The sequence below is a fragment of the Rosistilla carotiformis genome, from assembly GCF_007753095.1.
Lineage (GTDB): Bacteria > Planctomycetota > Planctomycetia > Pirellulales > Pirellulaceae > Rosistilla > Rosistilla carotiformis.
The window spans coordinates 6,246,103-6,272,565 of record NZ_CP036348.1; the positions used below are offsets into that span (position 1 = coordinate 6,246,103).

The following is a 26,463-nucleotide window of genomic DNA, read 5'->3' on the forward strand; positions in this document are numbered from 1 at the left end:
ACTGCCAGTGAACATTCGACGTATCGTTGCTTTTATTGCTCTGGTTCTGATTTGTCCGGTCTTGGTAGCTCAGGAGGAGCCGGCAGCGGCCCCTATTCAACGCCTGGAAGGAACTCCCACACGCGCGGCGGAAGTGGAACTGCCTGTGGCTCCCACCCCCGAGCCCAAACAGGAGAGTTCGGTCCTGGAACAGGAGATCCCTGTAGAAGCTCCCGTCATCGAACCGATTCCGGTGCCGGCCGAAGACGATAGCGCATTGAATATTGTCATCGAATTGATCGAAGACGACCGTGTGCTCAACGGAGAACTGTTGGACATTGGTGACCTGAAACTGCAGACTGCCTTTGGCCCCGCTTCGATCCCATTGGCCGAAGTGCTAGGAATTCGTTTGTCGCGATCGGTCACGGATGTCACGACCGTCGTTTTGAACAACGGTGACATGCTGACTGGCCAGGTCGACATCCGCAGCCTGTTGATTCTGACCAAATGGGGCAAATCGGAAGTTAACGGAGCCAACCTGGCCTCGATCTTCTTCGCCAAGAACCTCCGTTGGGAATCGCTCGATCTGCTCGCCGGGTCGCGTTGGACGCTGGTTCAAAACACCACCGACGCGAGCAGCAGTGCGACGCCCCCGCGCGCCAGTGCACTGGCGAAACAATAGGCTTCGCCGAGAAGTTTTCGATTCGTTCGCCGGTCGGATGAACTGGCGATGGGTGGCAGGGCAGCTACCGATTTTTCTCTCCCCCACTTGCTTGCGTGACGAGTGGCAAGCCCTATACACTTTGGGGTGTCCAGGGCAAATGGGGAGTGTTCGTAGTATTTCAAGACTATCGAAGGAGAATCGCATGCCGGTTCGATCGCAGCTGATTTTTGTCGCCGCACTATGCGTGATCTTTGCTTGGGTCGCTGAAGAGGCATCGGCCCGCGGACGGCTGTGTAAGAAACGAATGTCACGATGTGGCGTCAGCCGATCGGCCTCGTGGGGTGGATCGTATGGCAGTTGCGGCACCCCTGTGGTTCGCTGTTGTCCCCCTCCCTGCACCCGCGTGGTCAACCATGGCGCTTCGTTTGGCAGCACCGGCGGCAGCGGCGGATCGTACGCCAGCGCGGGATCTGCCGGCGGATGGGTGATGCCGGCCAACGAAGTCATTCATCAACCGACCTATGTCACCCCTGAACCGATCCCGGCTTCCGAAGATTCGTTCCCGCGCGAAGTGATCGTGCCTGAGTTTGGGGACGATGGCGATTCGATTCTCGAAGGTTCTCCTCAAGAGCATCGCCACCACCACACATATCCAAGCACAACGCAAAGCCGAACGGGACAACCGTCCCACGCGCGGATTGCTGCTTCAGCCCCCAAGCATGCCTTTTTGGTGCTTCGCGACGTCCCCGCCGACGCGGAAATCTATCTGCTGGGGACCAAGATGACCGCCCGCGGCGCCTTGCGACGCTATCGAATCCCTGTCGACGCGACTGGACAAGCCTACGACTATCAAGTCGAATTGAAGCTGCCAGGCCGCGACCACCAACCGGCAATCGCCACGCCCCAAGTTCAATCGGGTGAAACGACGGAATTATGGGTTGCCGAATCGGGCGATCAATTGGTCTTCATCGACGAACAGCATCCCCGTTCGGAATCGGGGCCGCTGGCGGTTCGATAGCGATTGCAAAATCATGCTCGCTGCGGACGTCGATCGATCCGCGCCGTCGCGTCCTTCACCGGACGCGGCGGGATTCAGCTAAACAACATTTGCAGGTCGTCCATCGACAGCTGGCTGATCAAGCTGCGATCGGCTGAGATAATCGCATCGGCCAATTCACGTTTGCTCTCCTGCAAGTGAACGATCTTTTCTTCGACGGTGTCGCGGCAAATCAAGCGATATGCCATCACCGGTTTCGACTGTCCCATCCGATGGGCGCGGTCGATCGCTTGCGCTTCGACCGCTGGATTCCACCAGGGGTCAAGGATGTAGACATAGTCGGCAGCCGTCAGATTCAATCCGTGCCCCCCTGCTTTCAAACTGATCAGGAAGACAGGACAATCCGGATCACTTTGGAATCGCGCAACGCGTTCGTTCCGTTTGGTCGTCTTGCCATCGAGGTATTCGTAGACGATTCCCTGCTGATCCAATTCTTTCCGCACGAAGGACAGCAGGCTCGTGAACTGAGAGAAGACAAGTGCCTTGTGCCCTTCGGCGGTGACTTCTTGCAGCTGTTCCATCAGTCGAGCGATCTTCGCGCCGGCCGGTCCCTGCTTGGCATCGACCAATCGTGGATCGCATGCCGTCTGTCGAAGTCGCAGCAGCGCTTCGAGCACATGAATCTTGGATCGCTTGATCCCCAGTTCCTTCACCTTGCCGCTGAGTTGCTGGCGGTAATGGTTGCGCAATTCGTCATACAGCTTCCGCTGCTTGCCTGTCATCGTGCAATACAACGTCTGCTCGCTCTTCTCGGGCAACTCCGTTAACACTTGCTCTTTGGTGCGCCGCAAGATGAATGGCTGCAGCGCATTGCTCAACCCCACCAGCCGCTCGCTGCTCACATCGGGACCGGAAAATTGAGAGACCGACAACTGTCCCAACATGCCCGGATTCAAAAAATCCAACAGCGACCATAGGTCACCCAAATGATTCTCCACCGGCGTCCCGGTCATCGCCAAACGATGCTCGGCGTCGATCAACCGCGCCGCCTTGGCCGACTGGCTGTTCGGATTCTTGATCGCTTGGGCCTCGTCGAGGATCGCGTAATCGTACTGCAGCGACCTAATCTGTTCGATGTCGCGACGCAGCGTTCCATAAGTCGTTAACACCAGATCCGCCGATTCCAATCGATCGACCAGCGCGGCGCGTTGGTTTCCGGTGTAGTCGACGACCTTCAACCGCGGGGCAAATTTTTCCGCTTCGGCGATCCAATTGAAGATCAAACTTTTGGGGACGACCACCAGCGAAGGCTTCTTCGTTCGCCCAGCCTTGGGACGCGCTAGCCTTCGCGATTGCAGCAGCGCCAACACCTGAATCGTCTTCCCCAAGCCCATGTCGTCGGCCAGGCAACCGCCGAATTCAAAGTCGCGCAAGAAATGAAACCACCCCAAACCGTCCTTCTGGTACGCGCGCAATGTGCCCTGGAAACCGCGAGGCTCCACGGCCGGCTTGATTCCCGAAAACGAACGCATCCGTTCGCACCATGCGTTGAACGACCGGTCCGTTTTCACATTTTCCTGTTCTGCCAGCAACAGTTCCAACAGCAGCGCTTGATTGCGACGGTAGCGAACGCTCTCTCCTTCGATCTGGCCCGCCTGCGACAGCTGCTGCAATTGATTCAGCCATTGCTCGGGCAGGATGCCGTGGCTGCCGTCGTCCAAGACAACAAACGTTTCCTTTCGCTTGAGGGCCTTCAACAACGCTGGCAACGCGACTTCCATGCCGTCGAAATCGACGCATGCCTTCAGGTCGAACCAGTCTTCGCCGCTGGCCACCTCGATCGTGCATCCTCCGGGCGAACGCATCCGCTGCCCTTCAGCAACGACCAACCAACCGCGTCCGGTCAGCTTGAGCACGGCCGGAACAAGCGACCATCGCGAAATCCGCAGCTCGAAGTGCCGGAACCGTGGCGAGTGTTCGCGAAAATCACACTCTTTTAATGTCTGGAGCGCTGCGAGTTCCGCGGCCGCATCGCGAACCAACAGCACCCGAGCCGCTTCATCCCAGACAACCTTGATGGGATCATCGGCCTGAAGTTCCCGGTCTCCATAGAGCATCGTAACCTCAGCCACCCATTGATAGGCTCCATGTTCGTCGTCGGGGGACGAAAGCGTCAACTTAGGCTGCGGCTTTCCCTGCACCTGCGACACGTCCAGCGATTTGGCAAGTTCCAAGCGTGGCGGCTCGGGTGCCGAAAAGAAGGTCTCTAAAAAGGTTCCCATCTCATCGGCGGCCAGCTGCAGTTCGCCGATCCGTTGCCAACCACGAACCCACGACGCCACTTGGGGATCGATCGCGGCGATGCAATCGTCCATCAACAGGGCTCCCGAATCGCAGACCGCCATAACGCAACCGATCTCGCGACGCTCGGTCGCCTCGCCCGCGACGCGTTCTAAACGGGGCATCACCGCCAACATCGATGTCGCGGCTTCCCGCCCCCGATTCCCCTTTGGCTTCGCCGCGGGGGAGTCGATCGGATCGAGTGCGACGACAAAATCCCAAGCGGTCCCGGTTGCCTGAACGATCGGGGTTCGCGTTTTTTTCGTCGACGCGATGTCGTGCGTCCAAGCCAGTCGCTGCGATTCACACAGCTCGGCAAGCGTCTCGCTCAGCAGATGGGGATGGATGCGAAACCGTGTCGCTCCCCCTCTGCGATGAACGGCGGCGGATTGGAAGTCGTTCTCCCATTGCAACATCGCAAAGATCCGTTGCTCCGCCGGGTCATGCAGCAGCGCCGTCTCCGCTCGCGATATCCGCGCTGGCAGCGGCTCGCTCCACCGCCCCTGCGGATCTTGCGTCGACCGCATCAAATGCAAATCGATGCTCGACGCATTCGCTTGGTCGGCAAGACTGATCAGGAATTCGTGACGGATCCGTTGCCCGGTTACCACGGGATGCTGCGGGACCACGGCAGCAGGGGCTTTGACCGATGCGATCTGCGCGGCGACCTGCAGTTGCTTCATCCAACCCGGTGCCGGTTTCCCACGCTGCGTCGTCGGAGGCGGCAGCGTCGGTTGGTAATCCGCGACCTCCAACGGCTCGCCGACCTCGAAATCCTCCATGTCCGATTCGCAAATTTCGATCGGTCCGTGGCCGCGGAGTCGATTGTCTTGGACGCGATCGAGTTCCAAGATCGTTGCCCAAAGGTGCTTGCACAGGTAACCTGAGGCGAATCTTGGGCAGGTGCACATGGCGAACAACACATTGTCACTGACGTCTTCGAAATCGATCAGAACCCCGTAATCGTGTTCCGTTCCGCTGACAACCGCCCGCACTCCAAGCGTCCCCAGATCCAAGATGTTCACCGCACCGTCCGCCTGATACTCATCGCCCCTCTGTCGATCGCCTCGATTGAATTCCGATTGACAACGTCGAGAAAAAATTGCTTCCATGCTTTGATCTGCGTCGCAAGTGAACTTTCGAATACCCCGTGTTGTCGTATCATATCGCAGCCCGTTTCGCGACCGAAGCACACTCCCGCTAACATTTCATGCCAGCACCCGACACCTCCGCCATCGACCAACGAATCGCCCAGGCGATGCGCAGCGACCGTTTCCGTTTACAGCGTGAACTGCGGCAATTGAGCCATGCCAGCGACGATCCTCAACGCATCGAACGGTTCCGCCAACAACTCGAAGAGTCGGTGGCGTTGGCCGATCTGCGGGCCGCATCGATTCCACAAATCAACTATCCCGAAGAACTGCCCGTTTCATCCCAGCGCGAGACGATCACCGAACTGATCCGCACGCGCCCGGTCGTGATCGTGTGTGGCGAAACCGGCAGCGGCAAGAGCACCCAGTTGCCGAAGATGTGCCTGGATGCCGGACTCGGCCGCAGCGGAATGATCGGGCACACTCAACCGCGGCGAATCGCCGCCCGTTCGATCGCCAGCCGGGTCGCAGAGGAGATGGGAACTTCGGTCGGCCAATTGGTCGGCTACAAGATCCGCTTCGCCGACCAGACAGCGCCGACATCGCTGATCAAATTGATGACCGACGGAATCCTGTTGGCCGAAACGCAAAGCGATCGCTTCCTGGACCAATACGACGCGATCATCTTGGACGAAGCACACGAGCGGTCACTGAATATCGATTTCCTGCTGGGGATCTTCAGCCGGCTGCTGCAGAAGCGTTCCGACCTGCGGCTGATTATCACAAGTGCGACGATCGACGCCGACCGGTTTGCCAACCACTTCCGCGACGAACAGGGGCCGGCCCCGATCGTCAACGTCGAAGGACGCAGCTATCCGGTCGACATCCAATACCTTCCCGATTACCAATCGTCCGAAAACGGCGACGATCGCGGCCAGGGGATCGCCGCGCACGTGGCGGCCGGAGTCGATGAAGCGTGGGCGCATGGCGTCGGCGACACGCTGGTCTTCCTGCCCACCGAACGGGACATCCGCGAAGTCGCTCGCCATCTGGGCGGACACCTGCGCCGCCAAGGGCTCGAAAATCGGACCGACATCCTGCCGCTGTACGCTCGGCTGCCCGCCAGCGAGCAGCAGAAGATCTTTCACGGTTCGAACAAGCCGCGGATCGTGCTGGCAACCAACGTTGCCGAATCGTCGCTGACGGTCCCCGGAATCCGTTACGTCGTCGACACCGGAACGGCCCGGATCAGCCGATACAGCCCGCGCAGTAAGGTCCAGCGACTGCCGGTCGAAGCGGTCAGCCGCGCCAGCGCCGATCAACGCGCCGGCCGCTGTGGACGCGTCGGACCGGGTATCTGTATCCGTTTATACGACCAATCGGATTACGAATCGCGCGAACACTTTACGACTCCGGAGATTCGTCGCACCAACCTGGCGTCGGTCATCCTGCAGACCAAGATGATGCGTCTGGGATCGATCGACGAGTTTCCGTTCCTCGACGCGCCCCGTCCCGAATCGATCAGCGAAGGGTTCCGCACGTTGCACGAGATCGGAGCGATCGACGAGCGACGGGAACTGACATCCCTGGGCCGTATCCTGGGCAGCCTGCCCGTCGACCCGCGCGTCGGACGGATGATCATCGAAGCCGAACAGCGCGGTTGCCTGGCCGAGATGCTCGTCATCGCAGCGGCTTTGGAAGTTCAAGACCCGCGAATTCGCCCGCCCGAAAAACAGCAAGCTGCCGATGCGGCGCACGCGAAGTTCGTCGATCAGCGCAGCGATTTCCTGAGCTATCTGCGGATCTGGCGGTTCTTTCGCGGTCTGCAAGAAGATCTCAGCCGCAATCGACTGGCCCGCGCCTGTCAAACAAACTTCCTGGGCCTGAACCGATTGCGGGAATGGGTCGATGTCCATCGTCAACTGAAAGCGATGGTTCCTGAACTGCGACGCCAACTGGCCGGCTCAACGGGCAAACGTCGCCGTGGACCACGCGCGGGCGCCGATGGCGAACACGGCCTCTCAAACGTCCGCGTGACCGATGCCTGCGAACCGGATCAAGCAACGGTCGACGACAACCTTTATGCATCGATCCATCAGTCGCTGCTTACCGGGTTGCTGTCGGGCGTGGCGATGGCGGGGGAGAAGCATCAGTACATTGGGGTCGGGAATCAAGAGTTCTTTCTGTGGCCAGGGTCGGGCGTTTTCGAAAGCAAACCGAAATGGATCGTCGCCGGGGAACTTGTCGAAACGTCCAAGCGATTTGTCCGTAACGTGGCGCGCATCGATCCGGGCTGGTTGGAACCACTGGCCGAACATCTGGTCAAACGAAGCTATGCCGATCCGTTCTGGAGTCGCAAGGACCAATCGGCTTTCTGTTACGAACGCGTCTCGCTGTTTGGTTTGCCGATCGTCGTCAAACGACGCAAAGCGCTCGCGCCGATCGATCCTGAAACCGCACAGCGTCTGTTGATCGATCAAGGTTTGGTCGCCGGGGAATTAGTCACGCGAGCGAAGTTCTACGCCCACAACCAACAACTGCGTGAGGTGATCGCCAAGCTGGCTCACAAGACACGTCGCCGCGATCTGATCGTCGACGACTATCTTGTCGAACACTTCTACCATGCGAAGCTTCCCAGTGACGTGGTCGACCGGTCCAGCCTGGAGAAACTGGCCGATCAGCATCCACGTCCCGATTGGGTCGATCTGTGCCAGACCGAATCGGATCTGATCGCCTGGTTGGATCAGCCACTGGATGCGGGTGAATCGGATTCGTTGTACCTGCGTCCCGCCGACCTGTTGCCGGGGCTCGTCGAGACGCTGGATCCGAACGCCTTCCCCGATCACTTGCAGGTCGGACCGACCTCGCTTCCGTTGGAATATAACTTCGATCCCTCGGCTGACAACGACGGCGTGACCGTCACGATTCCCAAGGTCTTGCTGGGGCAGATCTCCGACGATCGCTTGGGTTGGCTGGTCCCAGGACTGATCGAAACGAAACTGATCGCGATGATCAAAGCGCTTCCCAAACGGATCCGCCGCAACCTAGTCCCCGCAGCCGACACGGCCCGCAACGTACTCGAATCGTTGCACGATGAGATGGGGCAGACCGCGTTCATGGCCGCCATCTGCAAGCGTTTGTCGGAGATCGCCGAAATGCCGATCAGCCCGTCCGACTTCGATCCCGACAAGCTCCCCGAGTCGGTTGGATTTTACATTCGCGTCGTCGACGACGATGGCAAGCCGCTGGGCGAAGGCCGCGATCTCCAAGATCTACGACAGCAGGTGGTTGGCGAAGAACTGATATCACCGGGTTCGATGTCGAGTGTGGTCGACGTGCCCGACGATGTCTTGCAAGTCGATGGACTGAAGAGCTTTACGATCGATCACCTGCCCGAACGAGTCGAACGACAACGAGGCGGCGTTCGCGTGACGCTGTTCCCCGCCCTCGTGGACCAAGGCGATTCGGTGGCGGTCCGACTTGTCGATAACGCCGCGTCGGCGGAACATCAGATGCGGCGTGGCCTCGTCCGCCTGTTCACCCTGACCGAACGTAGCGAGATCAACAAACAGGTCCGATGGCTGCCGGGATTCGATCAAGCCGCAGTCCAATTGTCGCGCGTCATTCCCGGCGATTCGATCAAGCAGGGCTTGGCCGACTTGATCGCCAACATCGCGTTTGTCGATCGGCAGCCGTTGATTCGATCTCAAACCGAATTCGAAGCCCGCCGCGCGAACCGTGGCGAACGGATCGCGATGGCGACGCAGGACATCGCCAAGCTACTCGGACCGCTTGCCGAGAATTACCACGGAGTGCGACTGGCGATGGAAGCCTGCAAAGCCGGACATTTGGCATACGTTCGCGACGACATCAAGCGTCAATTGAGCGAACTGTTTCGCGACGACTTCTGGTTGACGACCCGATTGGAAACGCTGAAGCAATACCCGCGTTACCTCAAAGCGATCGCGGTTCGGTTGGAAAAACTCAGCTCTGCCGCCAATCGCGACCGCGACGCGCACAACATCGTCGCCGCGTTCCAGGACGATTACTTCCGCCGTACCGAATCGTACACGGTCGATCGCGCGGTCCTGGACGAATACCGTTGGATGATCGAAGAGCTTCGAGTCAGCCTATTCGCGCAAACGCTGGGCACGGCCGGCAAAGTCTCACCGCAACGGTTAGAAAAGTTACGTGCCAAGTTGGAAAAGTCGTAATCCAAACCGTCTCTCATCCGTCGATCAATCGTCAGCGATTCAACATCTTTTCAAACGCGGAATGCCGTCGCCCGCAGGATAGCGCCCCGTTTGCGTTGATTGCCAAATGCGGGCGGTCGCACTATTCTGGGGCGTCCCGAAATCGGCAATGCGAATCCATCGGTTTTGCGCAGCGACCGTTGCGGTACGTTCGCAACCGACCCTGCGTCACGCCTCCCGCTCGCTTCACGCTAGGCAATTAAAAATGCATCCCACCTCAACGCTTTCGATCGCCGCGGCGGTTGGCCTGCTCTCGCTTCTTTCATCCACCACTCTCGCTCAAAACGACACGCCTAAAATGCCATCGATCCAATATCCGCAAGCCGCTCGCGACGCGATCGTCGACGATTATCACGGCACCCCCGTCGCCGATCCCTATCGTTGGTTGGAGGATACCGAGAGCGAACAAACGGCCGCTTGGGTCGCTGCCGAAAATAAGATCACTCGCACCTTCTTGGACCAGATTCCCCAGCGGACCGCGATCCGCGATCGCTTGACCGAACTCTGGAACTACGAGCGTTTTACGCTGCCGCGGAGCCGCGAATCGAAGTACTTCTACACGCACAATTCGGGGCTGCAGAATCAGAGCCTGCTGTATGTTGCCGACGGTCTCGATGCGCCGCGGCGAGTTTTGATCGACCCTAATAAATTGAGCGAAGATGGCACGATGGCGCTTGCCGGATGGTCGCCGACCGACGACGGCAGCCTGCTGGCCTACAGCATCGCCGATGGCGGCAGCGATTGGCGAACGTGGCGAGTGCGCGACGTCGCCAGCGGCGAAGATCGCGACGATGTCGTCCGCTGGGTCAAGTTCAGCGGGATCGCATGGATGCCCGACAACAGCGGTTTCTTTTACGGACGCTACGACGCACCTTCCGATGGCGAAGAACTGACCGGAACCAACTACAACCAAAAGCTCTACTTCCACGAACTGGGAACCGACCAGTCCGAGGACCGCTTGGTTTACGAACGCCCCGACAACAAGGAGTGGGGCTTTACGCCGGAGGTGACCGAAGATGGACGCTATCTGATCATCACCAACTGGAAGGGAAGCGAGCCACAGAATCAGATCTTCATCCAACCGCTGGGCGATCCCAAACTGCCGGTCACCGAATTGATCGGCGGCTTCGACGCGGAGTATTCGTTGATCGGCAACGATGAATCGATCCTCTATTTCCTGACCGACAACGACGCGCCGCGGCGACGCGTGATCGCGGTCGACGCCGATGATCCCCGCCGCGACCAGTGGCGTGAAGTGATCCCGCAAAACGAGAACGTGATCGAGGACTGCAGTCTGCTGGGAGACGAATTTTTCACGACTTCGATGAAAGATGCCCTCAGCCAAGTCGACGTCTACAACAAGGAAGGCGAAGCGGTTAAGCAGATCGCACTACCGGGGCTTGGTTCGGCGAGCGGATTTCATGGCCATCGCGATGCAACCGAGACGTTCTACTCCTTCACCAATTACGTCACGCCGCCGAGCATCTTCCGCTACGACTTGAAGACCGGCGAAAGCACGCTTTGGCGAGCACCTGAGCTGAACTTCGACGCATCTCGTTTTGTGACCAAGCAGGTCTTTTACGAGAGCAAAGATGGTACGCGGGTGCCGATGATCATCACGCACCGCGCCGACCTGAAGCTCGACGGCAGCAACCCGACGCTGCTGTACGCTTACGGCGGATTTAACATCTCGCTGACTCCCGGCTTCTCCCCCGCGATGGCTGTCTGGATGGATCGGGGCGGCATTTATGCGGTTCCCAACCTGCGAGGCGGCGGCGAATACGGCCGCGCCTGGCACGAAGCGGGCATGCAGGAGAAGAAGCAAAACGTCTTCGACGACTTCATCGCCGCGGCGGAATATCTGATCCAGCAGAAGTACACGCACAGCGACAAGCTGGCGATCCGCGGTGGCAGCAACGGCGGCTTGTTGGTCGGTGCGGTGATGACGCAGCGCCCCGAACTGTTTGGTGCCTGCCTGCCTGCGGTCGGCGTGATGGACATGTTGCGGTTCCACAAGTTCACGATCGGTTGGGCGTGGGTGACCGAATTTGGCAGCAGCGACGATCCGGAACAGTTTAAGACGCTGTTGAATTATTCACCGCTGCATCAGATCAAACCAGGCACTTGTTATCCGCCGACGTTGATCACGACTGCCGACCGGGATGACCGAGTCGTTCCAGGACACAGCTTCAAGTTTGCCGCGGCGCTGCAAGCTGCACAAAGCTGCGACAACCCAACGCTGATCCGCATCGAAACCCGCGCCGGCCACGGTGCGGGAACTCCGGTGACCAAATATATCGACCAGTACGCCGATCTGTGGGCCTTCCTGACGCGCGTGCTGCAGTAGCGAAACCGACAGACGCGGGATATAGACAGCCCGTCGCTGCGATGAGACATTTTTCATTTGTGTGGGTGAGCCGAGCAGGCCGCCCAGTGTCGCCTTTCGCTCCGCGAAAGTGCGTTCGCAGAATGTCGGTTCACTGCCGGACTTTCGCGGAGCGAAAGGCGACCATCGATTGCGCGAACCCATCGCGTGAATCAAAGTCTCTTCGCTGAGACTGAACTTCTTAATTAGCTAACGAAATAAAAGGACGCTATCGATATGAGCACCTTCATTGGAAACATGATCGCCGATTCATTGAGCCGCGGCATCAACTACGCCGACAGCCTGGTGAAGGATCTACCAGCGGATCAATTCGCTCGATTCGCTCCCGGCAAAGAGGGCCCGATCGTTTCGAATCACCCTGCATTCATCCTGGGGCACTTGAGCATCTACGCCCCGCGCGTCGTCGAACAACTGGGACAAGACGCGACCGCATACCAACCGACCGAAGCGGAGAACGCCCTCTTTTCGCCAGCCGCTAAATGCCAAGACGATCCCAACGGGCTGATCTATCCCGGGAAAGATCAGCTGGTCGACCGCTTCACCACGGTTTATCAAGCGGCGCTGACGACGCTGCGAAACGCGACCGACGATCAGTTTATGGTCCCCAACCCCGGCGAAGGGCGACTCCGCGAGCTGTTCCCAACGCTCGGCGGAATGCATGCTTTTTACACCGGCGGTCACTTCATGCTGCACATGGGGCAATTGAGCGCCTGGCGACGAATGATGGGCATGTCGCCGGCATAGCTTGCCCGAGGGGAACCGTAAGCCGCCTTAAACCACGTTTTAAGGTGCCACGCGACAAAAAAGCTTGGCTGGGGCGGCGATTTCTGCTTCAATAGGGGGCCCCGCCTTACCGCCCGTTCTTTCCCTATTGCCCCGCCAAATCACATGCAGACTCGCCTGTTATGCATCGGATTGATTTCAATCGCCGCCACCGCTCAGGCTGATCCGCTCTCCAAGGCGGACTATTTTGAACAGCACATTCGCCCGGTGCTGATCAAACATTGCTACGAATGCCACGCGGAAAACTCCGAAGAACTCGGCGGCAGCCTGCTGTTGGATTCGGCCGATGGTTGGCGTACCGGCGGCGATAGCGGTCCGGCAATCGTTCCTTCCAACGCTGCCGAGAGTCTGTTAATCTCAGCGTTGGAGTTCGAATCGGTCGAGATGCCGCCGAGTGGTCGCTTGCCCGATGAAGTGATCGACCACTTCCGCCACTGGATCGATCAAGGTGCATTCGATCCGCGCGAAGGAACCGGCACGCATCCTGCCTCCAAAGGGATCGACCTCGATGCGGGACGCGACTTCTGGTCGTTCCAGAATCCTCAAGAGGTTTCGCCGCCGATGATCCCCGGTTCCGACTGGGCGTGGTCGGACATCGATCGCTTCGTCGAAGCGCGTCGCCTGCAGGCGGAACTTCCCTATCCGGGAGACGCCGATCCGATCGTCAGCCTGCGACGGTTGACCTTCGACCTGACCGGTCTGCCACCGTCCCCCGAACTGATTCAACAATTCAGCGACGACCCGTCGCCGGAGCACTGGCGTCGGATCGTCGATCGCCAACTCGCCTCGTTCGGATTCGCGGAACACTGGGGGCGGCATTGGTTGGACGTCGCCCGATACGCCGATTCCAATGGCGCCGACTTCAACGCGACCTTTCACGACGCTTGGCGTTACCGTCAGTTTGTCGTCGACGCGATGGCGACCGACAAACCGTTTGATGAGTTTGTCCGCCAACAGATCGCCGGCGACCTGATGCCCAGCGACTCCGACGCCGATCGGATCGAAAACCTCGTCGCCACCGGGTTCTTGATGCTCGGATCAAAGATGCTCAGCGAACGCGACAAGGCGAAGCTGAAGTTGGATATCGTCGACGATCAAATCGACACCGTCGGCCGCGCGTTCCTCGGGATGACACTGGGATGTGCCCGTTGCCATGATCACAAGTTCGATCCGATCCCAACCAAAGACTATTACGCCTTGGCGGGAATCTTCTCCAGCACCAAGGTGTTGGATGGCGAATCGCAGCGGTACGTCAGCACGTGGGTCAAACGCGATCTGCCGACACGCAGCGAACATCGCGCGGCGGTCGAACAGCATGCGGCGGCGAAGAAGGAACTGACCAGCCAACTAGCCGCCACCAAGAAACAACTCGCCTCGCTCCGTAAAGCAGCTCCACGCAACTGGGGTGGAACGGTTGTCGACGATACCGAAGCCAAGCGAACCGGGCACTGGAAAGAGTCGCTGCTGACGCAACCGTTTTATGGTGCCGGCTACATCCACGACGACAACAAGAACAAGGGAGAGACGTCGGTCGCGTTCTCCACCAACCTGGCGGCGGGACGTTATGAGGTGCGGATCGCCTACACCGGGTCGGGCAGCCGTGCCGCCAACGTACCGATCGAAATCCACACCGCGTCGGGGATTCAACAGGCAACGCTCAACCAATCCAAACCAGGTTCGATCGCTGGCTTGTGGGAATCGATCGGCGAATACGACTTTGCTGCCGACAAGCCGGCGACGGTGATCATGCGGAACATCGGGACACAAGGGTACGTGATCGCCGATGCGGTTCAGTTCCTCAAGCCGGGGGAAGAAGCTCAGCAACCGGCGGACAGCAAGAAGCAGCAACAGATGATCGCGGCAGTCTCCGCCGAGATCAAATCGCTGGAAGCCGCGATCCGTGACCACGACAAGACAGCTCCGCCGCCACTGCCTCGAGCGATGGCCGTGGTCGATGAGAAACAAGTCGAAGACGCCTGCTTGTGCATCCGCGGCGAACCCCACAACAAAGGCCCGGTCGTACCGCGCGGCTTCCTGCAAGTCGTCTCCAGCGGTTCATCGATCGCGATCCCCGAGGACCAAAGCGGTCGGCTGCAGCTGGCCGATTGGATCACCGATCCGGACAATCCGCTGACCGCTCGCGTGATCGTCAACCGCGTCTGGATGCATCTGATCGGGCAGGGGCTGGTCCGAACCGTCGACAACTTTGGCCAACTGGGCGATCGCCCCAGCCACCCCGAGCTGCTCGACACGCTGGCGATTCAGTTCGTTCGCGAGGGCTGGTCGATCAAAACGCTGGTCCGCAAGATCGTGCTCAGCCGCGTCTATCGTCAGTCGTCAAACTACCATCGAGTCGCTTTCCAAGCCGATCCAGACAACCGCTTGTTGTGGCGTGGGCATCGCAAGCGTCTGCCAGCCGAAGCGCTCCGCGACACGATGCTGGTTGCCGCCGAGCGTTTGGACCGCGTGCCAACGGTACAACCGATGCAGAAATTTGGCGTGTTGGTGAACAACAACACCGCCAGTTCGGGAGCGGCCACACTGGCCGAATCGAATCGCCGCAGCATGTACCTGCAGATCATCCGCGGCCAGTTGCCGCCGATGCTGGCGACGTTCGACTTTGCCGATCCCGATATCCTTGTCGGTCGCCGCCCCGCGACCAACGTCCCCTCCCAAGCGTTGGTGATGTTGAACAGCGACACGGTGATCGACATGTCTCAACAGATCGCCGCCCGAATCGCGGAAATATCCGAACCTCTGGATGCGCAGATCGAAGCAGCCTACTTGCGCTGCCTGCAACGTTATCCGCAGAGCGACGAACGCGAACTCGCCGCAGAGTTTATCAGCGGCGATCCGCAGCGGCTCGCGCAATTCATTCAGATCCTAATGGCCAGCACCGAATACCGATTCCTGGATTGATCGACCATGAAAAACGTAACCTCTCGACGACAGATGCTCTCGGCTTCGGCATGCGGCTTCGGTTCGCTGGCCCTCGCCGATCTCATGACACGCCAGGCGCAAGCGGCCACGCCCAGCGGTCCGCTGGCCCAACCGGCGACGCATCATCTGCCTCGCGCTCGCCGCGTGATCTTCCTGTTCATGCATGGCGGTCCCAGCCACGTCGACACGTTTGATTACAAACCGCGTCTGCAAGCCGACGATGGCAAGGACCTGCCGTACGATCTGCCGACGGCAGCGATCGACGCCAAGTTGAAGCTATTGGGCAGCCCGTGGAAATTCAAACAACATGGTCAGAGCGGACTGTGGTGCAGCGAATTGATGCCCCACACGGCGCGGCATCTGGATGAGATGTGCATCATCAAATCGCTGCACAGCCGCGGGCAATCGCATGGCCAAGCGGTCAGCATGCTGAACACCGGCAGCGACAACTTGGTCCGCCCTTCGGTCGGATCGTGGCTCAGTTACGGCCTGGGGACCGAAAACGAAGACCTGCCGTCGTTTGTTGCCCTCGCGCCGAGCACCGGTCACGGCGGCCCAAGGAACTACGGAACCGCGTTCCTTCCCGCGATCCACCAAGCGACGGCGATCGGCAGCAACGGCAAGCTGGGCGATGCGCAGGTCAAGTACCTGAATCGCGGCGACCTTCCCCCGGCGGAACAGAACCGCCAGATGGACTTGCTGCAAACGCTCAACCGTCGCCACCTGGATCGCGCCGGCCAGGACCAACAGATCGAAGGAGCGATCGAAGCGTACGAGCTGGCGTTTCGAATGCAGCAGGCCGCGCCGCAGGTTCTGTCGCTGGACGAGGAGCCTCAACACATCTTGGATCTCTACGGCGTCGGACAAGAACCGACCGACAACTTTGGCCGCAGCTGTCTGCTCGCGCGACGCCTAGCCGAAGCGGGCGTACGATTTATTCAAGTCTCCACCGGCAACGTTTGGGATCAACACAGCAACTTAAAGAGCGGACACGAGAAGAACTCTTTAAAGACCGACCAACCGGTCGCCGGCTTGATTCAAGATCTCAAGCAGCGGGGAATGTTGGAAGACACGCTGATCGTCTGGGGCGGCGAATTTGGCCGCACGCCCGTCGTGCAGGGCGCCAACGGCCGCGATCACAATCCGCAAGGCTTCACGATGTGGATGGCCGGCGGCGGCGTGAAAGGTGGGACCAGCTATGGCGAGACCGACGAATTCGGTTATTATTCACAGCAGGATCGGGTTCACATGCACGACTTGCACGCTACCATTTTGCATTTAATGGGGCTCGATCATCAAAGGCTCACCTATCGATATGCCGGTCGCGACTTCCGCTTGACCGATGTCGCGGGCCGTGTTGTGACCGAGTTGTTTGCGTAAAAGAATGGCCAAAATATTGATCACGTCGGGGCCGACCCGACAGTACCTGGACCCCGTCCGCTATCTGACCAATGCATCGAGCGGACGGATGGGGGCTGCGTTGGCCCAAGCTGCACTCGATTTAGGCCACCAGGTCGTGGTCGTCAGCGGGCCCGTTGGCGTCACCTATCCGGCAGCAGCTGAAGTGATCGATGTCCTGACCACGCAGGAGATGTTGGAAGTCGCTCACCGCGAATTCCAGCAGTGCGATGGTGCGATCGGCGCGGCGGCACCTTGCGATTACCAGCCGCAGCAGGTGGAAACGGAGAAGATCTCCAAAACGGGCAAGCCGCTGCAACTGAATCTGGTCGAGACTCCCGATGTCGTCGCCACCCTCGGCGAACGCAAGCGGAGCGATCAATGGGTCGTGGGATTTGCGTTAGAGACGCAGGATCGGCACTTCCGGGCGATCGTGAAACTAGAAAAGAAGCACTGCGACCTGATGGTCAGCAATGGCCCCGAAGCGATCGATTCGGCCGAAAACCAAGTCGACCTGATCGACGCCGAAGGTCAATTGCTCGAGCAGATTTCGGGCTCGAAGCTCGACGTCGCCCGCGGCATCTTGAAAGTGATCGACGCTCGCTTGATTCGCTGAAGCCGTCTTCGCGTCGTTCCAACTCCCGGCGCGATGCACCGCACTATTGCTTCATCCACATTTGAATTCAGGGTAGTGGACGAGGTCACGAGTCCTTTCGCGCCAGAGATTATGGGGACTCGTGACCTCGTCAACTACCATCAGGCCTAAAATCAAAGTTTGAAAAACCACTAGCCTTCGACCGGCATGTACGAACCGTGTTGGCGAGCCTGAGGTTCGCGGCGGTTGTAGCTTTCGCGGATCGCGATCATCCGCGGCATGGCATCGAAGAAGTGACCGATCAGGTCGGCATCCCACTGCGATCCGGCGCCGCTGCGAAGGATCTCTTCCGCCTTTTCCTGAGGCATCCCGCCGCGGTAAGGTCGGTCGCTGGTCATCGCGTCGTAGGCGTCGCTGATCGCCAAGATCCGTCCATCCAAAGGGATCTCTTCGCCGACAAGCCCGTCAGGATAGCCTTTGCCATCGATCCGTTCGTGATGGAACAGCACGCCGGGGAGAACTTCCGACAGTTGATTGACCAACGGATACAAAATCCGCCAACCGACGTCGGGATGGGTTTCGATCACGCTCCGCTCTTCGGCGTTCAACAGCCCCGGTTTCTGCAGGACCGCGTCGGGAACGGCGATCTTACCAACATCGTGCAGCAGACCGGTCAGGTAGATGCGATCGCAATCGGTCACGGTGAGACCGGCTTCGCGTGCCAACTCCTTCGCAAAGAGAGCGACCCGTTCGCTGTGACCACACGTGTAATCATCGCGTGCTTCGACCGCGTTGACCATTGCGCGGACGACATCGGTGAACAGCTGCTCCTTCTGTCGCAACAACCGCGTGTTGTGCAATTGAGTTGCCAGGATCGATCCGGCGGTCAGGATCAGATTCGCTTCGATCGTCGTAAAGCCGTCGCGAACTCCGGGCAGAGTTCCCGCAGGTTTCACGTGATTGCACGCGATCAGCCAACCGGCCAGGCGATCGGCATGCCGGATTTCGACAAGGATGATATCGCGGATTCGCGAGTCGATCTGATCTGCGGCCAGGTCATTGATCACGACCGGATCGACCTTCGCGTTTTCGCCGTAGGTGGCGATGATCTTTCGGCAGACGTCGTCTTCGACCAACGGATCGCCGCTCCACAACGTAAACGCATTGCCTTCGTTCGGCTTGTGATCGGCAAACATTTCGATGTTCGGGACCAAAGCAACGGCTTGGCACATCGTCGACAGTGGCAGCTTGGGCAAGAAGTCGAGCATCAGCGCCATCGGTTCGGGCGTCGACGTTCGCAGCTCCATCGAAACGGCTAACGATTGCAGCAACGCCAATTCTTCAAAATCGCGGGTGACCTGTTCGGTCAACGACTGAACCTCCTGCTCCAGACTCTCGACTTGTTTGATGAGCGCATCGGGATCGAATTGCGGATCGTCGGTGCAACGTGTGCGCGAAGCGAGAGCTGAATCGGCCATAGCGTGACTTATCTCAAAAGAGCCTTAAATCGGAATCTCGAACGGTCGGCGGGGGCATCGCAGGGAAAAGATTTCTCAACCGAAGTCTACAACCGGTTGTAACGCCGGGTCGTCAGCGTTCGGCGTCAAGCCGGAATTGCCCAGCTGTGGAGAGAAAAAATTAAGGAGTGCGCCGGACAAACCGATTGTGTCAGATCGAAGTATCGCAGCGAATTCGCAGATCGCGACGAGCAACGACCTGGACACAGCCGGCCCGTTAGGCGCCTTTCGCTCCGCGAAAGTGCGTGCGGACGAGGCGCACGTTCGCGGAGCGAAAGGCGTCCATCAAGACGTGCAGAGAACAGCCCGATTAAATCCGATCGGCGATCACGTATTAAAGGTCCGCAAGATCTTTCGGCCCATGTAGATCTGCCAGACATCCTGAGCGGTCAGCGGACGCATCCGCCCCGATGTGGGATACCACACCAACTCAAGACCATCGTAGACACAGACACCGATCGCCCCGTCTTTCGAAGCTAATGCGACAACAGCGTGTTCGCCGAGGAAGAAGCCGAGGAATTCGGGAGTGACCGCTTCGTAGCCTTTCTCTTCGAGTTCTTTCACCGACACGTCGGCGACCCGCCGTTGAGCCGCGTTCCAATGCTCGGTCCCCACGACGTAGATGTCTTCGTGTTCGGCTTGCCATCCAGCAAACGCGGCATACGCTTCTTCCACCGGCAAGTGCGTGATGTCAGCCGAAAAAGCGTGAACCATCGGGCCGACGATCCCTAGGTTGCTGAAGTCCCCTTGGGCGAAGTGATAGTCGAATCGGAACAGGAAACAGTCGATCGGATCGTCGAATCCGGGCCAGAACTGCAACCGATGATCCAACAATTCGATGCGACTCGGGGGGACCGCCATCTGGCCAGGCTGAGCTAACCACAATGCGAGTTCCGATTCAGCGCGACTGGCGGCGGTTTGATACTGATCGTCGATCTTATCTTCCAGTCCCAACTCTTCCGCATAAGCCAACACGCGGAGTCGCGCCGACGGTTCGGCTGCCAATTCGATCAGCCGGTCGATCCCTTCTTCTTGTTCCAGCCGAGCCAACGCGCCGGCCGCTTCGGTTTGGATTCGCCGATGCGACAACTCCATCGCCAGCTTCAATTGCGGAATCGCGCGATCAACTCCGATCAACGCCAACGCGTCGCAGACCGAAACGATCAGCGCGATCGCTTCGCTGAGAACCTGATTGACCTGTTCGGGCGTGTCGCCAAACGCCTTCGGATTCTTTTCGACTTGTTCCAACTGAGCGACCAACGCTCCGAGCAACGGGATCAGATCATCGCTGCGATCGACGCAACGATGCCGCTTCGTTTGCCCCGACCGAAACAGATGGTTTGCTAGATCCAAGATACCGCCAGCGACGGCCAGATTTTGAATCGCATCCAAAACGCGAGGGAACATCGAATCGACATCCCAGCCAGCGTGTTGGAACAGCGGGCTGAGGACCAGCCCCACTTGAATCCAGTTTTGCGGAGCGTCCTCGACCAACAGTTCAGCCAACGCTTGCAGATGCTCGGGCCCGCGAGCGATCGCCAACGCGTGCAGCAACAAAAACCGAGTCCCCAATTCCTTGGGCAGGTTCTCGTACAGGGCGACGATCAGATCCGAATCGAGCGTCTCCGCCTCTTCGCTCGGCTGGCGCAGCAGATTCGATTGCAACAACCGCAGCAGCCCATCGATCAAGCCCGGTTTGTCGGCGACGATCGGTTCCAGGTTGTTGATCAACGATCGGAGGATCATCTCGATCGATTCGACCGGCGCTTGGTGCAGCGATTGGATATACTGCGCCGACTCGGCGGGGTCGACGCCAGGGCCGATCAGAAATTCGATAAGTTCAGAGTTATCGGACACGGGGCAACGCCACAAGCTAGAAGGATCGGGGAACGTAGATATCGCGCGGATCGCGGGGCCCAAACCCCGTCACATTTTGTGCTCCAACGCACGTCGGGTTCGCCAGCAATCACGCAGGTCTAAGCATACCGCAGCCGATCCATTTCGTTTAGGACCCCTGCAGCGGCGGGTCGCACGGGAAAATGCGCGACAAACCGTTGCTGTGTGGTTCCGCGACCGCTTGGCTTTTCTAGCCCCTGCCGACGTACGGCATCGCCGACGCCATGACGGTCATGTTCAGGACGTTGGCGTCCAGCGGAAGGCTGGCCATATAGAGGACCGCTCGGCCGATCTCGCGGACGTCCATCGTCGGTTCGGCCTTCAGGCTTCCGTCGGCTTGCGGAACGCCCTGTTCCATCCGGCGTGTCATCTCCGTCGCCGCGTTGCCGATATCGATCTGGCCACAGGCGATGTTGTGCGGCCGGCCGTCGAGGGCCGTCGATTTCGTGATCCCCGCCACCGCATGTTTTGTCGCGGTGTAAGCGATCGATTGCGGACGGGGAACGTGAGCCGAGATCGATCCGTTGTTGATGATCCGGCCTCCTTGAGGCGTCTGTTTTTTCATCACGCGAAACGCTTCCCGAGTGCACAAGAACACGCCTGTCAGATTCACGTCGACCACCTGCTGCCATTGATCGATCGTCAATTCATCCATCGGCACACTCGGAGCGTTGATGCCGGCGTTGTTGAACAACAGATCTAATCGCCCCAGTCGCTCGACCGTTTCGGCGAACAGACTGCCGACCGAATCGGCGTCGGACACATCGCACGGGATGACCGACGCAGATCCTTCGGGCCCCAAGCCCGCTGTCTCGTCGAGCGTCTCGCGATTGCGTCCCGCCAGAACGACGTGGTATCCGTTTTCCATCAAAGCGATGGCGACGTGGCGTCCGATCCCCGAACCGGCTCCCGTCACGATCGCGATCTTTTTCTCTGTCATTCGTTTTCCTATTTGCATCGGTTGCCAAGCTCTTCAGCGACCTTCGCCTTGCGGGCCTTCGCTATCACGCGTTTTCCAATTCGGGTGAAGTGTCGGCGAACCGATCCAAGACCGGATCGAGTCCCAGCGATCGGTACATCGTCGCCAGGTGTTGATTGCGAGCGGCCAACGCGCTGCGATCTTCCACGCCGCGAGCTTGGACTAATTTCTGAGCTTTGCGAAAGAGGTTTGCGTTCATATTGGCAGACGCCGCCTGATCGGCGATCGCCGCAGCCCGGGCCGCTCCGAACGCAGCGTGCAAAATTTCGTCGTCGGCCGCCATGAACTGCCGGTACGATCCTGGATCGCCACAGCGCCCGCTGCGACCCGCCAATTGGCGATCGATCCGCGCGGCAGAGTGCAATTCGGTACCGATCACGTGCAGTCCACCCGCGTCGCAAACCGAATCGGCCAGCCGGATGTCGGTTCCGCGCCCCGCCATGTTAGTCGCCACGGTCACGCGTCCGGCTTGCCCCGCCGCGGCGATGATCTCGGCTTCGCGTTCGGGATTCGTCGCATTGAGTACTTCCGATTCGATGCCATCGCGTCGCAGCCGATCGGCCAATCGCTGCGACTGCTCGACCGTTCGCGTTCCAACCAGCACCGCTCGGCCGGCTCGCAACATCTGCTGCGTCTCGTCGGCAACGGCGTCCCACTTTTCCATTTGGTTGCGGCAAACGATCTCCGGCAGTGTCTGGCGTTGCGAAGGAGAGTGCGAGGCAACTTGTGCGACCTGCAATCCATAGACTGTCTGGAACTCGCGACGCGATTCGATCGCCGTTCCCGTCATGCCACTCAGTTTGGGGAACCGCTGGACAAAGTCCTGAACCGTCACCTGGGCGATCGGCCGAGTCTCATTGGTCAGCGTCAACTGCTCGCGGGCTTCGATCGCCTGCTGCACCCCGCCGCTCCAAGAACGCCCGTCCGCCGTACGACCGGTGTATTCATCGACGATCACGATCTTTCCATCGCGAACCAGGTAGTGCTTGTCGCGGTGGAAGTGAACGTTTACATAAATCGCACGTTCGATCGCATGCAAGACGTCGGTCATCGCCAGCGGATTCATCGCCGGCGGCATCGCTTGCCGATAGACTCGAGCGCGGCCTGCCGCTGTCAACGCAACCAATCCAGTGTCGGGCATGACGCAGAAATCGCGAGTCGCTTCGAGGGCGGGAGATGCATCGGCGGCCCAGCGGTAGGCAGCTTCCGTGGCAGGTCCCGCGCCGGCTTGCGATCCGCTGATGATCAACGGCGACGTCGCTTCATCGATCAACAAGTTGTCCGCTTCATCGACCAACAGCGTTTGCGGAGGCCGCTGCAACAGATCGGCCTCCGGTTGCTGACGTTGGGTCAGGCAGTCGCGAAGGTAGTCGAAGCCGAATTCGCGGATCGTGCCGTAGGTGATGTCGCAGCGGTAGGCGGCACTACGTTCGTCGCCGCTGACGCCCGCGGCGACGACGCCGCAGGAAAGGCCTAGCCGCTGAAAAACGGGACTCAACAGATTCGCATCGCGCTGGGCCAGATAGTCGTTCGCCGTGCAGACCAGCACGCCATCGCTGTGTCTTGCCAACAGCGAGATCGCCGGAACCGCTGCCACCGTCTTCCCTTCGCCGGTCGCAAGTTCGGTGATCGTGCGGGTCAGCAGTTTTTCGCTGACCTGGAACTGGTTGGCTCGCAAACCAAATCCCAACTCCGCCCGAATCGCCTCATCCGCTCGACTCAACTGGCGCTGCACTTCGCTGCGGTCGAGCGCGATCAACGGCTGAGCCAACGGAGAGAACACGATTTTTCAAGCCCGATCGAAATTGGGGAAGATCCAGAAACCTGCACTCACAGCAACGCTCCGATGAATGAAACAAACAGGTCTTCTCCATAATACCTGTCACACGCTTGGGATGGAGCGAGCGGAACGTCGCGCCCGCAACTCGCCGATCGATTGTGCTGGTTGATTAGGTTGTGCGAAGAGAAGGGACGGAACGGGGTGCCACTGGCTTCTGCCAGTGCTTTCATGCCGAAGTCCCCAGACTATACAGATCGAACCGTAATCCAATACTGGAAACGTTTGCCGCTCAGGGTGGCTCCGCTCGCGTATGGTTGCATGACACTGGCAATACCTTTGGTCGTGCCAACCCTGGGACTTCGATTGAGAAGCACTGGCAAGAGCCAGTGGCACCCGGAGCGGTCGCATTACTGCCACACAGAGCATGGAGTTCACAGAGGCTTGAGCTTGACAGTGATTTCCTCTGTGTTCTCGGTGGACTCTGTGGCTGTTGAAGAATGCACCCCACGTGAGTGCCACTGGCTCTGCCAGTGGCACCCGGAGCGGTCGTGTTACAGCCACAGAGAGCAGGAGTTCACAGAGACTTGAGCTTGCCAGTGATTACCTCTGTGTGCTCGGAGAACTCGGTGGCTACTGGACGACCTTACGGGGAGAGTCTGGAGCATGAGCACAAGCTACCGACGCCAAGGGCTTTCGCATTCCGCTACTTTTTCAGATGGCCGACGCTGGTCTGAAAGTATTTGCGGCGGCGGGTGGCGGTTTGCGTGGCGGCTTCGCGCTGCTGCCCTTGCAGGTCTTCTAGATTCGCTTCGCAATACCGGCAACCGATCCGTTGGACGTGGAAGCGGACATATTCCGCCGCCTGGTCGTCCATCACTCCCAGCAGGAATTGCCCCAGTTCCTCGCGGCTGAGACAGGAGACGCGGTGCCGCCGCCAGATCGCTCCCAAGCCGTGCATCCCCGCGTCCTGTTGGCCGCGGAGTGTGGCTAGGCGTTGGTGCAAATCGGTGTCGTCTCGCAGTTCGGCTTCGATTTCAGCCATCTGCGCTGCGGGGAGCGATTCATCGAGAAAGGCCTGCAAATCGGCATCGGTTCGTTCGGACATACGTATTCTGCGTAGAGGCGTTCTGGCGAAGTGGGATCGATCGGGTGATTGGATAGGCTCGGTTTGCGATCGATCGGAGGCGCAAAAAATTGCCGTTTGGGCGTTCTTTATCGTACATCCCCCGCCGGGCTGCCGCTGGTCGGTTTGAATCGATCTCGGTAAAATCGCGTATCTTGGCCAGCTGGCAGCTCTTACAACCATGGCGCATCGCATGCGATCTGGCTGGAGCATTGACGGCGGCAGTAGGTCAGTGAACATTCCCTCCCCAAATCAAGTCATTCCACACCAGGCAGCGGATTAATTATGAGTGAATATCGAGTCGAACGCGATTCCATGGGCGAAGTTCAGGTTCCTGCAGAGGCCTACTACGGCGCTCAAACCCAACGCGCCGTGGAGAACTTTCCGATCAGCGGCTGGCGTCTGCCCGGTCCGATGATTCAAGCGATGGGCTTGGTTAAATTCGCGGCCGCCCGCGCCAACTACGACCTCGGCAAACTGACCGGTTCGGGAATGAATCCGCTGACCGAACACGATGTCGAATGTCTGTCGAAGGCTTGCCGCGAAATTGCCGATGGCGGGTTGGCCGACCAGTTTCCGATCGACGTCTTCCAGACCGGATCGGGAACCAGCAGCAACATGAACGTCAACGAAGTCATCTCCAACCGAGCGATCGAATTGGCCGGTGGCGATCGGTTCGCCGAAAAGAAGACGATCCATCCGAACGATCACGTCAACATGGGGCAGAGCACCAACGACACCTTCCCGACCGCGATCCACGTCGCCGTGGGGATCGAGATCAAAGAGCGTTTGATTCCGGCGTTGCAGCGGCTGCGCGACAGCTTGCAAGAAAAGGCGACAGCTTGGGACCAGTTGATCAAGATCGGACGAACCCACTTGATGGACGCCACGCCACTGCGACTGGGACAAGAGATCGGTGGCTTTGTCCGCCAGATCGACCTCTCGATCGGCCGCGCCCAATCCGCGATCGCTGCGGTTTGCGAACTGCCAGTCGGCGGGACGGCTGTCGGCACCGGGATCAACACCCATCCCGAATTTGGCCGCCGCGTGTCGGAGATCCTGGCCAGCGAAACGAACATCGATTTCGTAGAAGCCGAAAACCACTTCGAAGCCAACGCCCAACGCGATGGTTTAGTCGAATGCCACGGACAACTGAAGTGCATCGCCCAGACGCTGTTCAACGTTTCGAACAACATCCGATGGTTGGGCAGCGGCCCTCGCTGCGGCTTCTTTGAATTGAAGCTGCCCAGCCGCCAGCCGGGCAGCTCGATCATGCCTGGCAAAGTCAATCCCGTGATGTGCGAAAGCATGATGCAGTTGAACGCCCGCGTCGTCGGCAACGACGCCTGCATCACGATGTCGGGAGCGACCGGCGGCAATTTCCAGCTGAACATCATGATGCCCGTAATGGCTCAAACGACGCTCGAGTCGATCCATCTGCTGTCCGCCGGAACCGAAGCGTTTGTCGATTTCTGCGTCGCGGAATTGGAAGCCAATCCCGAAGCGTGCGAAGCTGCCGTCGAACAGAGCCTTTCGATGTGCACCAGCCTGAACCCATTGATCGGTTACGACATGGCGGCCAAGTTGGCCAAAGAGGCGTTTGCGACCGGCAAGACGATTCGCGAACTGTGCCGCGAAAAGGGGATCCTTCCCGAAGAGACGCTGACCGAAGCGTTGGATCCGATGAGCATGACCGAACCGCACGAATAATCGTTGCGGGACGCGTCGCTGGGACAGTCGGC

The 26,463-nt window shown here is 59.2% G+C and carries 15 protein-coding genes; 9 read left to right on the top strand and 6 right to left on the bottom strand.

The annotated features are described in order from the left end of the window. Positions 1 to 7 precede the first annotated feature (7 nt). Positions 8 to 661 carry a hypothetical protein gene (locus Poly24_RS22735; RefSeq protein ID WP_145101144.1) on the top strand — a complete coding sequence of 218 codons (654 nt, stop codon included), beginning with the start codon at positions 8 to 10 and terminating at the stop codon, positions 659 to 661. 184 nt (positions 662 to 845) lie between these two features. Then, on the top strand, positions 846 to 1,661 hold the full coding sequence (locus Poly24_RS22740; RefSeq protein WP_145101147.1) for a hypothetical protein: 816 nt from the start codon (positions 846 to 848) through the stop codon (positions 1,659 to 1,661). A 74-nt stretch (positions 1,662 to 1,735) separates the two neighbouring features. On the opposite strand, the gene Poly24_RS22745 is transcribed toward Poly24_RS22740, so the two are convergent. Further along, positions 1,736 to 5,005 (bottom strand): SNF2-related protein, encoded by a 3,270-nt coding sequence (locus Poly24_RS22745; protein ID WP_197452108.1) that lies wholly within the window; start codon positions 5,003 to 5,005, stop codon positions 1,736 to 1,738. A gap of 185 nt (positions 5,006 to 5,190) precedes the next feature. On the opposite strand from Poly24_RS22745, the gene hrpA reads away from it, so the two are divergent. The 6 genes from hrpA to Poly24_RS22775 all read left to right on the top strand — a co-directional run bounded on the left by hrpA (position 5,191) and on the right by Poly24_RS22775 (position 17,447). Beyond that, a complete protein-coding gene (gene hrpA / locus Poly24_RS22750; RefSeq protein WP_145101153.1) occupies positions 5,191 to 9,285 on the top strand; it encodes an ATP-dependent RNA helicase HrpA in 4,095 nt (1,364 codons plus the stop codon). Between the two features lie 244 nt (positions 9,286 to 9,529). Next, entirely contained in the window at positions 9,530 to 11,671 is a 2,142-nt protein-coding gene (locus tag Poly24_RS22755; RefSeq protein WP_145101156.1) for a prolyl oligopeptidase family serine peptidase, read from the top strand. A gap of 255 nt (positions 11,672 to 11,926) precedes the next feature. Next, positions 11,927 to 12,454, top strand: a complete 528-nt coding sequence (locus tag Poly24_RS22760; protein WP_145101159.1) for a DinB family protein — start codon at positions 11,927 to 11,929, stop codon at positions 12,452 to 12,454. A 144-nt stretch (positions 12,455 to 12,598) separates the two neighbouring features. Next, positions 12,599 to 15,412, top strand: coding sequence for a DUF1553 domain-containing protein (locus Poly24_RS22765; RefSeq protein WP_145101162.1), 2,814 nt, complete (start codon positions 12,599 to 12,601; stop codon positions 15,410 to 15,412). Between the two features lie 6 nt (positions 15,413 to 15,418). Then, on the top strand, positions 15,419 to 16,813 hold the full coding sequence (locus Poly24_RS22770; protein ID WP_197452109.1) for a DUF1501 domain-containing protein: 1,395 nt from the start codon (positions 15,419 to 15,421) through the stop codon (positions 16,811 to 16,813). A 4-nt stretch (positions 16,814 to 16,817) separates the two neighbouring features. Further along, positions 16,818 to 17,447 carry a phosphopantothenoylcysteine decarboxylase domain-containing protein gene (locus Poly24_RS22775; protein ID WP_145101165.1) on the top strand — a complete coding sequence of 210 codons (630 nt, stop codon included), beginning with the start codon at positions 16,818 to 16,820 and terminating at the stop codon, positions 17,445 to 17,447. A 170-nt stretch (positions 17,448 to 17,617) separates the two neighbouring features. On the opposite strand, the gene Poly24_RS22780 is transcribed toward Poly24_RS22775, so the two are convergent. The 5 genes from Poly24_RS22780 to Poly24_RS22800 all read right to left on the bottom strand — a co-directional run bounded on the left by Poly24_RS22780 (position 17,618) and on the right by Poly24_RS22800 (position 24,703). Next, entirely contained in the window at positions 17,618 to 18,904 is a 1,287-nt protein-coding gene (locus Poly24_RS22780; RefSeq protein WP_145101168.1) for an HD-GYP domain-containing protein, read from the bottom strand. A gap of 366 nt (positions 18,905 to 19,270) precedes the next feature. After that, positions 19,271 to 20,800, bottom strand: a complete 1,530-nt coding sequence (locus tag Poly24_RS22785) for a HEAT repeat domain-containing protein (protein WP_145101173.1) — start codon at positions 20,798 to 20,800, stop codon at positions 19,271 to 19,273. Positions 20,801 to 21,029: 229 nt separating this feature from the next. Further along, positions 21,030 to 21,779 carry an SDR family oxidoreductase gene (locus Poly24_RS22790; RefSeq protein ID WP_145101176.1) on the bottom strand — a complete coding sequence of 250 codons (750 nt, stop codon included), beginning with the start codon at positions 21,777 to 21,779 and terminating at the stop codon, positions 21,030 to 21,032. A 64-nt stretch (positions 21,780 to 21,843) separates the two neighbouring features. Next, entirely contained in the window at positions 21,844 to 23,601 is a 1,758-nt protein-coding gene (locus Poly24_RS22795) for a preprotein translocase subunit SecA (RefSeq protein ID WP_145101179.1), read from the bottom strand. 700 nt (positions 23,602 to 24,301) lie between these two features. Further along, a complete protein-coding gene (locus Poly24_RS22800) occupies positions 24,302 to 24,703 on the bottom strand; it encodes an anti-sigma factor (RefSeq protein WP_145101182.1) in 402 nt (133 codons plus the stop codon). Between the two features lie 303 nt (positions 24,704 to 25,006). On the opposite strand from Poly24_RS22800, the gene Poly24_RS22805 reads away from it, so the two are divergent. Next, positions 25,007 to 26,431 (top strand): class II fumarate hydratase, encoded by a 1,425-nt coding sequence (locus Poly24_RS22805; RefSeq protein WP_145101185.1) that lies wholly within the window; start codon positions 25,007 to 25,009, stop codon positions 26,429 to 26,431. The last annotated feature ends 32 nt before the right edge of the window (positions 26,432 to 26,463 follow it).

Bases quoted from the DNA above. Each gene is read 5' to 3' on its own strand.
- Poly24_RS22740 (WP_145101147.1), top strand. From the start codon at position 846: ATGCCGGTTCGATCGCAGCTGATTTTTGTCGCCGCACTATGCGTGATC.
- hrpA (WP_145101153.1), top strand. From the start codon at position 5,191: ATGCCAGCACCCGACACCTCCGCCATCGACCAACGAATCGCCCAGGCG.
- Poly24_RS22755 (WP_145101156.1), top strand. From the start codon at position 9,530: ATGCATCCCACCTCAACGCTTTCGATCGCCGCGGCGGTTGGCCTGCTC.
- Poly24_RS22760 (WP_145101159.1), top strand. From the start codon at position 11,927: ATGAGCACCTTCATTGGAAACATGATCGCCGATTCATTGAGCCGCGGC.
- Poly24_RS22765 (WP_145101162.1), top strand. From the start codon at position 12,599: ATGCAGACTCGCCTGTTATGCATCGGATTGATTTCAATCGCCGCCACC.
- Poly24_RS22770 (WP_197452109.1), top strand. From the start codon at position 15,419: ATGAAAAACGTAACCTCTCGACGACAGATGCTCTCGGCTTCGGCATGC.
- Poly24_RS22775 (WP_145101165.1), top strand. From the start codon at position 16,818: ATGGCCAAAATATTGATCACGTCGGGGCCGACCCGACAGTACCTGGAC.
- Poly24_RS22780 (WP_145101168.1), bottom strand. From the start codon at position 18,904: ATGGCCGATTCAGCTCTCGCTTCGCGCACACGTTGCACCGACGATCCG.
- Poly24_RS22790 (WP_145101176.1), bottom strand. From the start codon at position 21,779: ATGACAGAGAAAAAGATCGCGATCGTGACGGGAGCCGGTTCGGGGATC.
- Poly24_RS22800 (WP_145101182.1), bottom strand. From the start codon at position 24,703: ATGTCCGAACGAACCGATGCCGATTTGCAGGCCTTTCTCGATGAATCG.
- Poly24_RS22805 (WP_145101185.1), top strand. From the start codon at position 25,007: ATGAGTGAATATCGAGTCGAACGCGATTCCATGGGCGAAGTTCAGGTT.